Here is a 16,286-nt window from a genome sequence, read left to right on the forward strand (position 1 = left end):
GCATATTCTCACCGTCGATGCGAGCATCATTCATATGCAAAACATTTATTCATGAACGTCAAGGCCAGACCTCGGACTTCAAGGAGAGAAATGACGTGAATGACCTCGACCAGGACCGCTACCGGGCGCCGGCGCTCGACAAGGGGCTCGACATCATCGAGCTTCTGGCGGGTGTCGATGGCGGCTTGAGCCAGGCCGAGATCGCCAAGAAGCTCGACCGCAGTCCCAATGAATTCTACAGGATGCTCGACCGGCTGGTGAAGCGCGGCTATGTCGCGCGGCTCGATGGTGATCGATACGTGCTGACGCTGAAGCTTTTTGGCCTCGCGCAGCTGCATGCGCCGACCCGGCGGCTTGCCTCGCTTGCCATGCCGCTCATGCGGGAACTCGCGGAAATCACCCGGCAGGAAAACCATATCGTCGTCTATGACCGGGGCCATCCGGTGGTCATCGCGCAGCTGGAGGCGCCGGGTTATTGGGGCATTTCGATCCGGGTCGGCTCGCGCATGGGGCTGTTCGATACCGGCTCCGGCCATGTCTTGCTCGCCTTTCGAAGCCCGGAGGTGCGCGCCATGATGGTTGCCGAGCATGTGGCGAGCGGTGGGCCGGATGGGCGGATGACGGAGGCCTTCATCGCCAGGCTCGACCAGATCCGGGCGCGTGGCTATGAGATGATGCCGAGCGCGCAGACCGCCGGTGTCATCAATCTCTCGGCCCCGATCGTCAGTGCCGATGGCGAGGCCATCGGGGCGCTCACCATCCCCTACATCACCATCATCAATGCGCCCGAGGCGCCCGACATCGACAGAACGATCGAAGCGTTGACCGCAACGGCGCGGCGGATCTCGGAACTTGCCGGTGCCGGTCTGGGGACGGACGTTTCTGATACGAATTGAGTTTCAACGGCCTTGGGAGGGGCCTTGCATGATCATCGATACCCATCTGCATCTCATCTATCGCGACCGTCTCACCTATCCCTGGCTGAAGGATGTCCCGGCGCTCGATGCCGATTTCACCTGGGAGACCTATGCGCGGGAGGCGCGTCGTCTCGGGATCTCCTCGGTGCTGCATATGGAGGTGGATGTGGCGCCCGCGCATATCCCTGCGGAAACCGAGATGGTGCAGGCGTTATCCCGCGCCCCCGAGAGCTTGCTGCGAGGGGTAATCGCCTCCTGCCGGCCGGAAGATTTAGGCTTTGCCGCCTATCTCGACGCCCAGCGGGCCAATCCCTTCGTCAAGGGCTTCCGCCGCGTCCTGCATGTCGTGCCCGACGATGTGTCCGAGGGGGCGCTGTTCCGCGAGAATGTGAAGCGGCTCTCCGGTACAGGCCTCACCTTCGATCTCTGCATGCTGCCGCATCAGATCGACAAGGCCAAGGCGCTGGTCGATCTCGCGCCCGATGTTACCTTCATCCTCGACCATTGCGGGGTGCCAGATATCAAGGGGCATGGCTATGAAACGTGGAAGACCGGGATCACCGACATCGCCACACGCGACAATGTCCGCGTGAAAATCTCCGGCATCCCGGCCTATGGCGATCTGGAGAACTGGACGCTCGAAGACCTCAAACCCTATTTCGATCATACGATCGCATCCTTCGGCTTCGACCGTGCGATCTGGGGTTCGGACTGGCCGGTCTGCACGCTGGGCGGGGGGCTCTCGACCTGGGTCGCGACGACGCAGGCGCTGCTGCATGGCTGCACGAAAGACGAAAAGGATAAGCTTTTCTCGGGCAATGCCCGGGGGATCTGGCAGCTCGGCTAACGCGTCTTGCCGCGTTCGGCCATGAGGCGGCGGAGATAGCCGCGCATGGCGATGATGAGGGCCTCGATGTCCTCATTGGAGGCGGAGAGATCGTCCAGGGCGTAGCTCTGCAGGATGATGCCGTCGATGCCGATCAGCATCTGCCGGCCGACTGCCCGGCCGATCTGGCGAAGCTCTTCATCGCTGTCATCTTCGAAAACGAGATGGCCGTAGAAATCGATATAGGCGTTGTACTGTTTTGCCGCGAGCCATTCGGAACCCTTGGTGCGCAGGGCGTAGAGGGTCAATTCCGTCTGGGCGATCTGCTTGTTTCTTGTCCGCTGGATGTAGCGCCAGCTGGCCCGGATCAGCGCCTCGACCCGATCCTCGGGTTCTGGCGGTAGGGCGACATCGGCGCGATAGGCAGTGTCCATCTCAGCGATCAGATCTTCGAGCACGGCGAGCAGCAGGCTCTCCTTGCTGTCGAAGTAATAATGCAGCGTCGCGAGCTTCACGCCTGCGGATGCGGCAATCCGGCGTGTCGTCAGCGCCTCCATGCCACCTTCCTCAAGCGCCTCGCGCGCACCCTTTATGATGCGGACACGAGTTTCCAGTCCCTTGCGGGTGGCGCCCGGCGGGCGGCCACGAGGGCTGCCGCTTGTCGGCTGCCGGGGATTGGCGTCTGCTGCTTCCCTCATCGAGCGCCTCCGGCGTCGAAAGTAATGCGACCGTCGCAGATGGTGACGGCGGGTCGGACGGTGTCCATGATGTCATCGGGCGCGACGGTTTCGATGTCCCTAGTGAGGATCACGACGTCGGCAAGGTAGCCCGGCTTCAGCATGCCCTTGCGGTCTTCCATGAATTCCACCCAGGCACCGATCGCGGTATAGGCTTCGAGCGCTTCCATCAACGAGAAGCGCTGGTCCTTCAGGCCCTCCTTCCAGGGCTTGCGGGTCAGCGCATCCTGGATGCATTGGAAAGGCGAGACGGGCGAGACCGGCCAGTCGGAGGCGAACACGACGGGGGCTCCGGATTCCTTCATGGTCCGCCATGCATAGGCACAATCCCAGCGGTCCTCGCCGATCTTGGCTGTGGTCGGCTCTGCCGGGAAGCAGGTGCCGCCGGGGTAGTGGACGGGCTGCATGGAGGCGACGATGCCGAGTTCTGCAAAGCGCGGGATGTCGTCCGGATGGATGATTTCGATATGCTCGATGCGGTGCCGATTGCCGCGCTTGCCGTTCGCCTTGACCGCCGCCTCATAGCCGTCGAGCGTCTGGCGGATGGCGGCACTGCCGATCGCGTGGACTGCGACCTGCAGGTCGAGCGCATCGGCCTTGGTGGCGATCGCATTGAAGGCTTGCGGGGTGAACAGCGGCTCATAGGTGTAGCCCGGCCGGTCGCCGTAGCCGTCGAGCATATAGGCCGTCTGGCTGTCCAGCACGCCGTCCATGAAGACCTTGACGAAATCGCCGCGCAGCATGTCGGTGGCGAATTCCTTCTTCCATGCGGCTGCCTTGTCGAGATCCTCCAGCGCCATGAAGTTCTTCATGTGATAGGGAATGCGGATGCGGCAGGAGAGTTCGCCCGAAAGCTCCAGATCGCGCATCAGCCGCAGCTGGTAGTGATTGCCGTCGAAATTCTGGATCGAGGTGACGCCCCAGGAGGCGCAGTAGTCGAGGCCGGCCTTCAGGATGGCGCGGTCGAGGGCGAATTGCTCCGGCGTGACATTCTCGGGGTCCATGCCGGTGACCATGCCGAGCTCTTCGCGTCCACCGGTGGAGGCGAGCGCCGAGACCGGGCCGAAAGCATTGCCTTCGCGCAGCTCGCCATTGGCGAGGCCATCCGGCCCCATGACAATCTCATTGCCGACGCCGACATCCTTGCCCTGCAGAATGCCTGCCTTCTCCAGCGCTGCCGTGTTGGCCCAGGCGGTGTGATGGTCGGGCGCGAACATCATGAAGGGACGGTCAGGCAGGATGGCGTCCAGGTGATGGCGGGTGCAGGGCTCGGTGAGCGAGATGATCGAATAGTCGGCGGAAAAGCCCATCAGCAGCGGCTCATCCGGGTTCTTCTCCGCATAATCGAGAATGGCGGATTTCAGTGCCTCGAAGCCTTGAATGCCATGCAGGTTCAGCTGGCGCAGCGAGACCGAGCCCGGGAAAATGTGCATATGGGCTTCGTTGAAGCCGGGCATGACGGTGGCACCCTTGGCGTCGATCCGTTGAGTGTTCGGACCGGCCATAGCCTCGATTTCGGATCGTGTGCCAACGGCGAGAATGCGGTTGCCGGCAAGAGCAACCGCTTCGGCCCGGGGAGCCGCCGCGTCCATGGTGAGGACCGGGCCGTTGATGATGATGATGTCAGCAGTCGTTGCCATGACGGAGTCCTTTGATCTCATACGGTCCACGTGCTGAGCGCGCGGAAGAAGGCGAAATTGTCGTGTTTCAGCTCGTCGTCCAGCGGATTGGGCTGGGAGGAGAGCTTGACGATGACGGTCTCGGTCGATGGGTCGACATAGAGCCACTGGCCGTGGATGCCGATGGCGCAGAAGGCTCCATCCTGTTCACCGGACTGGTACCACTGGCTGCGGTAGCGACCCTTGGGGAAGAAATTGGACTTGCCGTCAACCCAGGCCTGGTGGTCGCCTGCCGTCAGCATGTCGGTCAGCCAGGCTTCGGGGATGAGGCGTTTTCCGTCGACGCTGCCACCGTTGCGCAGCATTTCGCCGACGCGGGCGAGGTCGCGGGCAGTCACCGAGATGCCGCCTGCCGCCCGCGCCGTGCCTTCGGCATCGACGGTGACGCTGGCATGGTTCTTCGCGCCGAGCGGCTTCCAGAGGCGGTCGGAAAGGACATCTGCGTAGCGCTCGCCGGTGGCGCGTTCGATCAGGATGCCGAGAAGGTCAGAATTCGGTGAAGCGTAAAAGTGGGCGCCGCCATGGGGATGGGCGTCCTTCTTCAAAGTTGTCAGAAAGGCGAGCAGCGTCTCGTTCGGTTGGCTCTTGTCTGCCGGGTTCCAGAGCGTGGCGCGGCGGTAGCGGGCGTAGGCGCCATCGGTGTTGAGATAGGCCTCGTCGAAGGCGAGGCTGACGCGCATGTCGAGCACGTCGCGGATGGTGCAGTCGCCATAGGCGGAGCCGGCGGCTTCCGGCAGGAGATCGGTCACCGGCGCATTCGGATCGATCAGGCCGTCGGCCTCAAGCGTGGCGATGACCAGGGCGGTCAGCGACTTGCTGATCGAGAAGACGATGTGGCGCTGGTCGATGCCGGCATGTGGGGCATAGCGTTCGGCGACGATTTTTCCCGCCTTCATCAGCACGAAGGCGTCGGTATGGGCATAGTCCAGATAGGCGCCGATATCGGACTGTCCGGCGAGACCGTCTGTCAGCGCCTGACCAAGAAGGTCGGATTGGACGGGCATTCCCTCCGGGTACTCAGCCGTAGCAGCAATCCTGGCGCTCGGCACGACTTCCTCGACATGGCCGAAGCTGAAGCGGCTGTACGGCGCCGTCCGCCAGTTTTCGAGCGTCACGGCGCTCCTTTCGAACCCATAGGCCTTGGCAAACTGCGTCGTCATCAGGATATGCTCCACCTGCGGGAGGGCCATTGGCCCTCCCGTTCCTGCTTTCTGGTTTGGATCGGCGTTACTTCTGAACTTCGGTCCAGATGCGTGTGTAGAGCTGCTGCACATCGGGTTCGCAGCTCAGCAGGAATTCGCCGGCACTTTCCAGCTCCGCCGGGATCACCAGTTCCGGAGCGCCCTGCATGGCGGGATCCATGAACTGCTCGGAACCCTTGATGCCATTGGCATATTTGGCGAAGTTCGAGATCATCGCGGCGTTTTCCGGCGCCATGATGAAGTTCATGAAAGCCTTGGCGTTATCGACGTTCTTGGCGTCCTTCAGGATGACGACGCTATCCATGAAGATGGGGAAGCCTTCCTTGGGATAACCGAACTTGATGTCGGGGTTCTGCAGGCGCGAGCGCATGATGGCGCCGTTCCAGTAGTAGACGCCCGAATAGTCGCCGTTCGGCAGCTTGTCGGTGACGCTGTAGTCCATGGCGAGCCACTTCGCCTTGGCCTCGACCAGCTTGTCGCGCACCTTCATCAACACTTCCTTGTCCGTCGTGCACCAGTCGCCACCGAAATACTTGATCGTGGCGAAGAGCACGTCGTTCATTTCGGGCGTGACGTTCAGCTTGCCGACCAGTTCTGCCGGCGGATCGAGGAAGATCGCCGACGTGTTGATGTCGCCGCCATAGACCTTGGTGTTGACGCCGATGCCGGTCACGCCCCACTGCCACGGAACGGAATAGCGGCGGCCCGGATCCCATTCGACATCGGCCCAGCGCGGGTCAACATGCTTGAAATTCTCCATCTGGTCAGGGCGGGCTTCAAGCAGCAGGCCCTCGTTGATCCAGATCGGCATGTAGTTGGCGGAGGGCACGACGATGTCGAAGCCGTGGCCGCCGGCCCGGACCTTGGCAAGTGCCGTGTCGTTGGAGTCATAGTCGGTGATCGTCACTTTGACGCCGAACTGTTCCTCGAACTTCTTGATCAGCTCGGGGCTGGTATAGTCGCCCCAGTTGTAGATGTTGAGCTCGCCCGCGGCGGAAGCCGCACCCGCGAAGCTCAGCGCCGTGATGGCAGCGATGGCCGTGGTTGTCATCCATTTCATGGTCATGTCCGTTCCTCTCTGTTGGTTGCTTTTATGCTTGCGGCTTGCGCCGGTTGATGAAGAAGAAGATCACGATCAGCAGCGTGGAGGCGGCCAGGAAGATCGTGGCGATGGCATTGATTTCGGGCGTCGTCTCCCGGCGGATCTGGCCGAGCATGTAGGTCGGCAGGGTGTCCTGCCCGCCGGATTTGACGAATTCGGTGATGACGACATCATCCAGCGAAATCACGAAGGCGAGCATGAAGCCGGCGATGATGGCCGGCCGGAGCAGGGGAAATGTCACGAAGCGGAAGGCCTGCCAGGGTGTCGCGTAGAGATCGGCGGCTGCCCGTTCGAGCGTCAGATCCATGCTTTCCAGCCTGGCCCGGATGGGCAGATAGGCGAAGGGTATGCAGAAGGCCGTGTGCGCCAGGATCAGGTAGCCGAGGCCGGAATAGCCGGTCGAGACCTTGATGCGGGAGAAGACGATCAGAAGCGCCACGGCCGTGACGATTTCCGGGATCATCAGCGGCTGGTTGATCACAGCGTATTTCGCCGTCAGGCCGCGATAGGGCTCGGTGCGCGTGGTGGCCAGCGCCGCCATGGTGGCGGCAATCGTCGCCAGCCCGGCTGCCCAGAGCGCGATCACGACCGAGCGTGCGGCTGCTTCCTGGGCCGCACTGTTCTCCAGCGCGGAAGCAAACCACCGTAGCGAGAAACCACCCCAGCTCGACAGCGAGTCATTCGCATTGAACGAATAGGCGACCAGCGTCGCGATCGGCAGATAGAGCGAGAAGAAGGTGAAGAGCGCGATCAGGCCGAAGCCGGGTTGCGAGCGGATGTCGAAGCGACGTTCAGCCATGACGCACCCCCGACTTTGCGGCGTTGCGCACATAGAAGAGCAGGGCGATCATGACGAGCGCCATCAGCGTGATCGACATGGCGGCACCCAGCGGCCAGTTGCGCCCGGCGCCGAATTGCAGCTCGATCAGGTTGCCCAGCATCAGGTTCTTGCCGCCGCCGAGCACGCGCGGAATAACGTAAGCGCCGAGCGAGGGAATGAAGACCAGGATGGAGCCGGCGATCAGGCCGGGCTTCACCAGCGGAATGACGATGCGCCAGAGCACCTGCAGACGGTTTGCGTAAAGGTCATATCCTGCCTCGACCAGCCGGAAATCGAGCTTTTCGATCGAGGCATAAAGCGGCAGTACCATCAGCGGAAGGTAGACATAGGTCATGCCGAGCAGGGTGGCCGTGTCGGTATAGATGATCTGCAGGGGGGTATCGATGATGCCGAGCCAGATCAGCAGATTGTTCAGAATGCCTTCGTTGCGGATGACCTGCTGCATGGCAAAGGTGCGGATCAGGAGGTTGGTCCAGAAGGGAATGGTGATCAGGAAGACCCAGATCTCGCGGGTGCGGGGAGGGCGGGTTGCGATGAAATAGGCGGTCGGAAAGCCCAGGATCAGGGTGAAGAGCGTCGTCTGGAGCGACAGCGATATGGAGCGCCAGAAGATCGCGAGATGGGCGTCGGCGATGCCCAGCGTGTCGTCGAAGATATCGCGCTGGAAGAAGACCGAGGTCCAGCCTTCGAGCGAGAAGGTGCCGAACTTCACGTCGCCATAGTCGCCCTTCTCCAGAAAGGAATAGAGCAGCATGACGAAGAGCGGACCGAGTGCTGCGACGAAGATGATCGCAAGTGCCGGGAGGCTCAGGAACCAGCGGTTTCGGATATCGCGCGATTTGGCATTTTCGGGGGCCGTCTTGATCGCGCTCATGGTCAGTCCCTCAGGATCTGCGCGACATCGTCGCTGACGAGGATGCCGACATTCTGGCCTTCGATCACCCCGCAGCTGCCGCTTCGACTGTTCTGCTGGCGGACGCTGAACAGCGAACCTCCCTCAAGGCGCACGTTGATGGTGGTGTCGGTGCCGAGATAGACGACGCTTTCGACCGTGCCCCTCAATGTCGCCGCATCGGTCGGCTCGACGATGGCCGCATGCTCCGGACGGATGACGATGGTGACCTTGCCGGATGGCGTGGTTTTGTCCGGGAAGGTGGCGGGGATCTCGCGGCCCGAGCGCAGCCGCACCGTGGCGCGATCGCTCTGGACCGAGGCGACTTCGACTTCGAGGAAGTTGGTTTCGCCGATGAAGTCTGCGACGAAGCGTTCGGCCGGACGGTCGTAGATGTCCCAAGGCGACCCGACCTGGAGCAGGCTTCCCGTCGACATGACCGCGATGCGGTCCGACATGGTGAGCGCCTCTTCCTGGTCGTGGGTGACGAAGATGAAGGTGATGCCGGTTTCCGCCTGCACGCGCTTGAGCTCGATCTGCATTTCCTTGCGCAGCTTGTAGTCGAGGGCCGACAGTGGTTCGTCGAGCAGCAGGACCTTCGGCTTGGGGGCAAGCGCGCGGGCAAGCGCCACGCGCTGCTGCTGGCCGCCGGAGATCTGGCTCACCTGCCGGTCGCGCATCTTGGTCATGTGCACGAGTTCCAGCATCTCGGCGACACGCGCCTCGATCTCGGCCTTCGGCTTGCCGAGCATTTTCAGGCCAAAGCCGATGTTGTCGGCAACCGTCATATGCGGGAAAAGCGCGTAGGACTGGAAGACCGTGTTGACCGGTCGCTTGAAGGGCGGCAAGGGCGCGATGTCCTCGCCATGCAGAAGGATCTCCCCCGTGGTGGGGAAATCGAAGCCGGCGATCAGGCGCAGGAGCGTAGTCTTGCCGCAGCCGGAAGGCCCCAGCAGCGTGAAGAACTCGTTTTCCCTGATCTTGAGAAAGATCCCGTAGAGTGCTGTGACCTTGTCTGGTCCGGTTCCGTAGACGCGGCTGACGCCGCGGATTTCGATGGCTGCCTTGTCAGATGCGGAACTCAAGCCGTGCCCCCTGGCGTTCGGGTTATGCGCGATGTGCTTCGTTCGTCCCCTTGTGCGGCAGAACCTGCCGTATCAGGGGTGGCGCAAGTGGTGTCACGCAAGTCACGTGCCAGCTTTCGGGCATGCTGATCTCTCCCCTATGGCAAGGTCCGGATTTCTGCCCAACAGGCGGCAAAAGTCCGTTTTTGCCTTGGTTCGCCGAAGTTCCCGTGTATCGGACGTGCGGTTCGACGAGGCCCGCATCATCCTCTTTTGTGTCATGTTGCCTCTAATTTGGTCGTTTGACCATTTTAATTTTTGGCGCTTTCAAAGATTTCCGGATCTGCATGGCAGGGCTGCACTGAGCGCTCGACCGGGTGCTTGACAGCCTCGTGTTGCGAGGCCCATCGTCGCCATCCGCCCGACCTCTACGTCCATCGTAACGGAGCCCCGCGTGTCCGATCCGACTTCCCTGTCCCTGACCCATCTTCTGAAGGCATTCGATGACGGTGCCTTTTCCGTCGAGGAGGTCATGGTGTCCTTTCTCGACAGGATCGACCGCTTCAATCCAAAGATCAATGCCCTCGTCAGTCTGCGAACCCGCGACGTCCTGATCGCCGAGGCTCGGGCGAAAGATACGGAGCGGCAGCAAGGGACCGCGCGCGGTGCCCTGCATGGCGTGCCGGTTGCCATCAAGGATCTGAGCGAGGCCAAGGGCATGCTCTGCACCTATGGCTCGCCGCTCTTCCACGACTATGTGCCGGATTTCGATGACATCCAGGTCGAACGTATCAGGGCCGCTGGCGCCATCATCATCGGCAAGACCAATACGCCGGAATGGGGTTTCGGCTCGCACAGCTACAATCCCGTCTTCGGGGTGACACGCAATCCCTGGGACCTGACCCGTTCCGCCGGCGGATCGAGCGGCGGGGCAGGGGCGGCGCTCGCGGCGCGTCTCGTCCCGGTCGCCGATGGCAGCGACATGATGGGCTCGTTGCGCAATCCTGCGGCCTTCAACAATGTCGTCGGCTTCCGCCCGAGCTTCGGGCGCATACCGACGCTTCCCGGCAGAGATGCCTATCTCAACCAGCTCGCGACGCTGGGGCCGATGGGGCGATCCGTCGAGGACGTGGTGACGCTTCTCAACGTGCAGTCCGGTTTCGATCCTCGCGATCCCTCATCCTTTGAAAGTGCTGCGATTGCTCTTGATCCACCTATCGTCGCCAGGGGCGGTCGCATCGGCTGGCTCGGCGACTTCGGCGGCCATCTGCCCTTCGAGCGCGGCGTGCTCGAATTGAACGAGAAGGCGCTCGGTGTCTTCCAAAAGCTCGGCTTTGCCGTCGAGCCCGTGCGCATCGACTTCGACATGGAACGCCTCTGGTGGGCGTGGACGACGCTGCGCAGCTATTTCACCGCCGGCAGCATGCGGGACTTCTACGAAGATCCCGGCCGACGCGGTTCGCTCAAGCCTGAGATCCTCTACGAGGTCCGCTCCGGACTTCGTGTCCAGGCTGCCGATGTGTACGAGGCCTCGGCTGTGCGCACGGCCTGGTATCAGGCGCTCGCCAAGGTCTTCGAGACCTATGATTATCTCGTTGCACCCGCAGCGCAGGTCTTCCCCTTCGATGCCGACATTCCCTGGCCGCGCGAAATCGCGGGCAGACATATGGACACCTACCACCGATGGATGGAGGTGGTGATTGGCCCGAGCATGGCGGGTCTGCCGGTGGCCGCACTGCCGGCCGGCTTTTCGCCCCAGGGTCTTCCGAGCGGTTTCCAGCTGATCGGCAAGCCGCGGGCCGATCAGGCGGTGCTGTCGATTGCGGCTGCCTATGAGGCGGCGACCGACTGGCTCGACCGGCTTCCTCCGCTTGACTAGCCTGATTGCTGGATAATTGGTCGCACGACTTGAAGCGCGAAATGATTTGGTCCAACGATTCCGAAACAGTCGCGGTGTTCCGCCTTTCTTCTCGTCCGGGCTTTGGCCCGGGTCTCTCGCTTGGATCTTCTCCATGAACCTAGTCTTCGACGGCCATAATGACGTCCTCCTGCGCCTCTGGCGCAGCCGCAACGAGGGCCGCAATCCCGTGGCCGAATTCCGCAACGGCACCAGCGCCGGGCATATCGATGCGCCGCGCGCCAAGCGTGGCGGGCTCGCGGGCGGGCTCTGCGCGATCTATATTCCCTCGCCACATGACTTCAATCTGCGCGAGCCTGACGCGAACGGGCATTACTCCACGCCGCTCGATCCGCCGCTGGAGCGCATGTCCTCGCTTGATATCGCGCTGCAGATGGCGGCAATCGCCCATCGCCTGGATCAGGACGGGAGCTGGAGGCTCTGCCGGACGACGTCTGAGATCCGTCATGCCATGGCTGACGGCGTCTTTGCTGCCGTGATGCACATGGAAGGCTGCGAGGCGATCGATGCCGACCTCGAAACGCTGGAGGTCTTCTATGCTGCAGGTCTGCGCTCGCTCGGGCCGGTCTGGAGCCGCAACAACATCTTCGGCCATGGTGTGCCCTTTGCCTATCCGAGCTCGCCCGATACCGGGCCCGGCCTGACAAAGGCCGGCGAGGACCTGATCCGGGCCTGCAACCGGCTCGGCATCCTGATCGATCTCGCCCATATCACCGAGAAGGGTTTCTGGGATGTCGAGCGTCTGAGCGACCAGCCGCTGATCGCCAGCCATTCCAATGTGCATGCGCTGACGCCCGTCGCCCGCAATCTGACCGACCGGCAGATGGACGCGATCAAGGCGAGCCATGGTCTCGTCGGCCTCAACTATGCCGTCACCATGCTGAGGCCGGATGGGCGCGACGATGCCGAAACCTCGATTTCGACGATGATTAGCCATATCGATTATCTCGTCGATCGGATGGGCATCGATTGCGTGGCGCTGGGTTCGGATTTCGACGGTGCGACGATCCCGAATGTCATCGGTGATGCCGTCGGCAACCAGCGCCTGATCACCGGGCTCAAGGAACGCGGTTATGGTCCTGATGACCTCGACAAGATCTGCCGCGAAAACTGGCTGCGGGTGCTGGCCTCTGCCTGGCACGAGTGAGCCAGGCTGTCTTGAGCGTCAGGCGACGCGGTGGCCGGAGCGCCAGGCGGATTTGACGAAGGGATGGCCGTCCTGCAGGTCGACACGGATCAGGTCGGCCTTGAGGCCGGTCTTGATGGCACCGCGGTCTGGCAGATTGCCGGCGAGTGCCGGTGTGCGGGTGACCATGGCGACCGCGCTTGGCAGGTCGAAGTCGAGGCCCGGATCGGCCGCGATCATGAAGGCGGCGTCCAGCATCGAGCGCGGCACATAGTCAGAAGCCAGGATATCGACAAGCCGTGCGGCGAGCAGGTCACGCACGGCGATGTTGCCGGATTGTGAGCCGCCGCGCACGAGGTTCGGTGCGCCGGCGACGATGTGCATGCCAGCCGCGCGAGCGGCTTCCGCCGCCTCCATCGAACAGGGGAACTCCGAGATCGACACGCCCTCCGCCACGCCTTCCTCGATATGGGCGATATCGGTGTCGTCGTGGCTCATCAGCGGCATGGAGCGCGCGCGGGCTAGCGCCACGATATCAGGCCGGGTCGTCGCGGCGATATGGCTCTTTTCGGCCACCAGCACCTTGATCTTTTCGCGCACCAGTTCGGGGCTCTCGCCCGTCGACTTGCAGGCTCTTGCGACATAGGCGTCGATGTCGCGGCTCTGGCGGATGCCGGGCAGGTGCTCCATGACCGAGATGACGCGGACGATTTCACGGTCGATGTTGTCGGCCGTCAGTTGCGGGGTTACCGGGTCGGTCAGTTCGCAGCGCAGGTGGACGAGATGTTCTGCCCGCAGCATACCCGACTTTTGAGCCTGCTCCAGCGCTTCGATCATGGGTTTCAGGATCTCGGCACGCTCCGGATTGTCGGTGGTTGCACCGACGCAAAGGCTGTCAAAGACGGTCGTCACGCCGCCGCCGATGATCTGGGCATCGTGGGCCAAGGCGGCGCGCATGAAATCCCAGCGCACATGGGCACGGGGATAGAGGTGCTTTTCGAAATGGTCGGTATGGATGTCGACAAGGCCAGGCAGGAGATAGTCGCCGGCGAAGTCTAGCGCTTCTGCATGGCGTGACGGGCCTTCGTGTATTTCGACGATCTTACCGTCCTCGACCACGACAGAGCCATGCAGCACATGACCCGTTGTCACGACCCGGGCATTGGAGAGGATCATGATCTCACCGCGCGCTGCTTCATGGGCTTCACCCGTCGCATCCGTCTGTCGCAGCATGTCCGAGCCTCCGTCCGCTTCCGTCGAAGCGTCTCTAGGCGCGTTTCATGACGCTTTGGTGTCAGTTCCCGCGAATGATGGGATCAGGACAGCAGTTTCAGGCAGTCGTCGACGATCACCTGTTCCTCGTCGGTGGCGATGACCCGGATCTTTACCCGGCTCTCCTCGCGGGAGATCACCCCTTCGTTGCGGTCGTTCGCTTCAGCGTCGAGGAGAAGGCCGAGGAAGCGCAGGCGCTCGATGACCGAGCGGCGGATTGCCGGCTGGTTCTCGCCGATGCCGGCGGTGAAGACCAGCGTGTCCAAGCCGCCAAGCGAGGCGGCAAGGCGGGCCACTTCGCCCGCGATCCTGAGTGTGAAGACATCGAGCGCCTCGCAGGCCTCTTTCGACGGCGTTTCCAACAGCACCCGGCTGTCGGCGCTGATGCCCGATAGACCGAGCAGGCCGGACTGTTTGTAGATCATATCCTCGACCTGTTTGACGCTCATCCTGTGCGCGTCGATCAGGTGGAAGAGCACGCCGGGATCGATCGCGCCGGAGCGGGTCGCCATGGGCACGCCGTCGATGGTGGAAAAACCCATGGAGGTGTCACGGCTCACTCCGTGTTCGAGCGCACAGAGGCTGGCGCCGGAGCCGAGATGTGCGACGACGGCGCGACCGCCGGCCGTCTCCGGTTCAAGCGTCTTCAGGGCGCCGGCGATATAGGCATAGGAGAGGCCGTGAAAGCCGTAGCGCTTGACGCCCTTGTCGAACCATTCGCGCGGGATGGCGAAGCGCCTCACCGTATCGGACTGGGTCCGGTGAAAGGCGGTGTCGAAGGAGGCAGTCTGGGCAAGGCCCGGTTTCAGCGCGGCGATGGCCCTGATCAGGCGCAGGTTCTGCGGCTGGTGCAGGGGCGCCAGGGTCACCAGGCTCTCGATGCCGGCCAGACTCGTCTCGTCGACCTTGACGGCATCGGAAAAGAGATCGCCGCCATGCACGACGCGATGGCCGATGGCCGAAACGGCGTCGAGATCGTAGTGTTCGGATAGCCAGTCGAAGACCTCTTCCAGCACGTCATGCAGAAGGTCGTCGGTTCTGGCGACCAAGGGCACGTCGAAAACCTGGGGTCCCTCGACCAGATGGAAGGTCAAGGGTTCGGCGCGGAAATCGATGACCCCCTTGCCGATGCGTCTGGCGTTTGATTGTTCGCGGGCGAAAATGCCGATCTTCACCGTTGAAGAGCCGGCATTGAAGGTCAGCAGCAGCTTCTGACTCATGCCTTGCCACCAAGGGCTGCCGCGCGCTTGGCAGCGACCAGCTTTGCCAGGGCCGCCGAGGCGATGCGGACGCGCAAACTGTCGGAGCGGCTCGTCAGGATGATCGGCACGCGGGCACCGAGCACCAGGCCGGCTGCATCGGCATTGGCGAAATAGAGGAGCTGTTTGGCGAGCATGTTGCCGGCTTCGAGATCCGGCACCAGCAGGATATCGGCGTCGCCGGCAACCGGTGAGACGATGCCCTTGGTGCGGGCGGCTTCCATGCTGATCGCATTGTCGAAGGCAAGCGGGCCGTCGACCTTGGCACCCTTGATCTGGCCGCGCGCGGCCATGACGGTCAAGGCTGCTGCCTCCAGTGTGGCCGGCATCTTGTCGTTGACGGTCTCGACGGCGGCGAGCACGGCGACCTTCGGCTCTGCCACGCCCAGCATATGCATGAGATCCACCGCGTTCTGGCAGATGTCGCGCTTGTGTTCGAGTGTCGGCGCGATGTTGATCGCCGCATCCGTGACGATCAGCAGTTTGGAATAGGCGGGCACATCCATGACATAGACATGGCTGACGCGGCGTTCGGTCTTGAGGCCCAAGCCGCTGCCGACGACGGCGCCGAGCAGTTCGTCGGAATGCAGGCTGCCCTTCATGACAGAGCCGACCTTGCCGGCGACTGCCAGCTCGACGGCAAGCGCCGCTGCCGCATGGCTGTGTTCGGTATTCAAGATCTCGAAGCCGTCGATCGATATGCCGGCCTTTTCGGCGGCAGCGCGGATCTTCGCCTCCGGGCCGATCAGGATCGGCTCCAGCAGGCCTTCGTCGCGGATCTCCACGGCCGCTTCGATCGCTTCTGGCGAGCAGGGATGGACAAGGGCGGTCTTGACCATCGGCAGGCTGCGGGCCTCGGCAACGATGGTGTCGAAGCGGTCGTGACGCTGCAGGGAGACATCGGGGGGAAGGTTCTCCGACCAGCTGATGCGCTCGACCGGCGCGCGGACCCGGGCCTTGCCAACGAGGACCGGCTCGCCCCTCTGATTGACGCAGCGTGTGTCGAAGATCAGCGTATTACCATCGCTTTCCTTCTTCATCAGGGTGACGGTCGCGGTGATGCGGTCGCCGGTCGCGATTTCCTTCCAGAATTCCAGATCCTGACCGAGATAGACGGTGCCGGGGCCGGGCAGGCGGGTGTCGAGCACGGCGGAAATCATGCCGGCCGGGATCAGCGATTGGCCGAGCGGCACGGGATTGCTGTCGCCGGACAGCGCCGCAAAGAGTTCGATGTCATCCGGGCCGATCACGCGGGTGATGCTGGCGGCATCGCCGAGCTTCAACTCGTCGAACAGGCGGTTGGTGAGGACTGGTCTTTCCATGTCGCTTTCGTCTTCCATTGTCGAACCGTCCTCCCCCGATCCGTGTCACTCTGCAGCCGGTCTGCGTCAAAGGCATGACCGGGCTTGGAGGGCAATCTCTGCGGTGGTGGGTCCGTTGTCCTTGACTTG

14 protein-coding genes are annotated in these 16,286 nt (G+C 62.7%); 4 read left to right on the forward strand and 10 right to left on the reverse strand.

Features of this window, described 5'->3' with window-relative positions; translation table 11 throughout:
- Window positions 1–95: 95 nt before the first annotated feature.
- Both AC1PUL_RS01560 and AC1PUL_RS01565 read left to right on the forward strand, forming a co-directional pair.
- Window positions 96–896, forward strand: a complete 801-nt coding sequence (locus AC1PUL_RS01560; RefSeq protein ID WP_480466294.1) for an IclR family transcriptional regulator — start codon at window positions 96–98, stop codon at window positions 894–896.
- Window positions 897–924: 28 nt separating this feature from the next.
- Window positions 925–1,764, forward strand: coding sequence for an amidohydrolase family protein (locus AC1PUL_RS01565; RefSeq protein ID WP_480466295.1), 840 nt, complete (start codon window positions 925–927; stop codon window positions 1,762–1,764).
- Here AC1PUL_RS01565 and AC1PUL_RS01570 read toward each other — a convergent pair.
- The 7 genes from AC1PUL_RS01570 to AC1PUL_RS01600 all read right to left on the reverse strand — a co-directional run bounded on the left by AC1PUL_RS01570 (window position 1,761) and on the right by AC1PUL_RS01600 (window position 9,281).
- Window positions 1,761–2,441: a TetR/AcrR family transcriptional regulator gene (locus AC1PUL_RS01570; protein ID WP_480466296.1), complete on the reverse strand. Its 681-nt coding sequence runs from the start codon at window positions 2,439–2,441 to the stop codon at window positions 1,761–1,763. The two genes, AC1PUL_RS01565 and AC1PUL_RS01570, sit on opposite strands and share 4 nt — an antisense overlap.
- Window positions 2,438–4,120, reverse strand: a complete 1,683-nt coding sequence (locus tag AC1PUL_RS01575) for an amidohydrolase (RefSeq protein ID WP_480466297.1) — start codon at window positions 4,118–4,120, stop codon at window positions 2,438–2,440. The genes AC1PUL_RS01570 and AC1PUL_RS01575 overlap by 4 nt, the downstream gene beginning before the upstream one ends.
- A gap of 17 nt (window positions 4,121–4,137) precedes the next feature.
- Complete coding sequence (locus AC1PUL_RS01580; RefSeq protein ID WP_480468454.1) at window positions 4,138–5,319, reverse strand: serine hydrolase domain-containing protein; 1,182 nt, start codon at window positions 5,317–5,319, stop codon at window positions 4,138–4,140.
- A 67-nt stretch (window positions 5,320–5,386) separates the two neighbouring features.
- Entirely contained in the window at window positions 5,387–6,421 is a 1,035-nt protein-coding gene (locus AC1PUL_RS01585; RefSeq protein WP_480468456.1) for an ABC transporter substrate-binding protein, read from the reverse strand.
- Between the two features lie 31 nt (window positions 6,422–6,452).
- On the reverse strand, window positions 6,453–7,262 hold the full coding sequence (locus AC1PUL_RS01590) for an ABC transporter permease (protein WP_480466298.1): 810 nt from the start codon (window positions 7,260–7,262) through the stop codon (window positions 6,453–6,455).
- The gene (locus tag AC1PUL_RS01595; RefSeq protein ID WP_480466299.1) at window positions 7,255–8,178 is read right to left on the reverse strand and encodes an ABC transporter permease; all 924 of its coding nucleotides are present in this window, start codon (window positions 8,176–8,178) and stop codon (window positions 7,255–7,257) included. The genes AC1PUL_RS01590 and AC1PUL_RS01595 overlap by 8 nt, the downstream gene beginning before the upstream one ends.
- A 2-nt stretch (window positions 8,179–8,180) precedes the next feature.
- A complete protein-coding gene (locus AC1PUL_RS01600) occupies window positions 8,181–9,281 on the reverse strand; it encodes an ABC transporter ATP-binding protein (RefSeq protein WP_480466300.1) in 1,101 nt (366 codons plus the stop codon).
- Window positions 9,282–9,714: 433 nt separating this feature from the next.
- Here AC1PUL_RS01600 and AC1PUL_RS01605 point away from each other — a divergent pair, with 433 nt between their 5' ends.
- Entirely contained in the window at window positions 9,715–11,139 is a 1,425-nt protein-coding gene (locus AC1PUL_RS01605; RefSeq protein WP_480466301.1) for an amidase, read from the forward strand.
- 133 nt (window positions 11,140–11,272) lie between these two features.
- On the forward strand, window positions 11,273–12,325 hold the full coding sequence (locus tag AC1PUL_RS01610) for a dipeptidase (protein ID WP_480466302.1): 1,053 nt from the start codon (window positions 11,273–11,275) through the stop codon (window positions 12,323–12,325).
- A gap of 18 nt (window positions 12,326–12,343) precedes the next feature.
- Here AC1PUL_RS01610 and AC1PUL_RS01615 read toward each other — a convergent pair whose 3' ends face one another.
- The 3 genes from AC1PUL_RS01615 to AC1PUL_RS01625 form a co-directional block, all read right to left on the reverse strand.
- Window positions 12,344–13,537 (reverse strand): alpha-D-ribose 1-methylphosphonate 5-triphosphate diphosphatase, encoded by a 1,194-nt coding sequence (locus AC1PUL_RS01615; RefSeq protein ID WP_480466303.1) that lies wholly within the window; start codon window positions 13,535–13,537, stop codon window positions 12,344–12,346.
- Between the two features lie 83 nt (window positions 13,538–13,620).
- Complete coding sequence (locus AC1PUL_RS01620; RefSeq protein WP_480466305.1) at window positions 13,621–14,796, reverse strand: acetate/propionate family kinase; 1,176 nt, start codon at window positions 14,794–14,796, stop codon at window positions 13,621–13,623.
- On the reverse strand, window positions 14,793–16,157 hold the full coding sequence (locus AC1PUL_RS01625; RefSeq protein ID WP_480466306.1) for a bifunctional enoyl-CoA hydratase/phosphate acetyltransferase: 1,365 nt from the start codon (window positions 16,155–16,157) through the stop codon (window positions 14,793–14,795). The genes AC1PUL_RS01620 and AC1PUL_RS01625 overlap by 4 nt, the downstream gene beginning before the upstream one ends.
- Between the last annotated feature and the right edge of the window lie 129 nt (window positions 16,158–16,286).

Source organism: Rhizobium sp. P43, assembly GCF_056730705.1.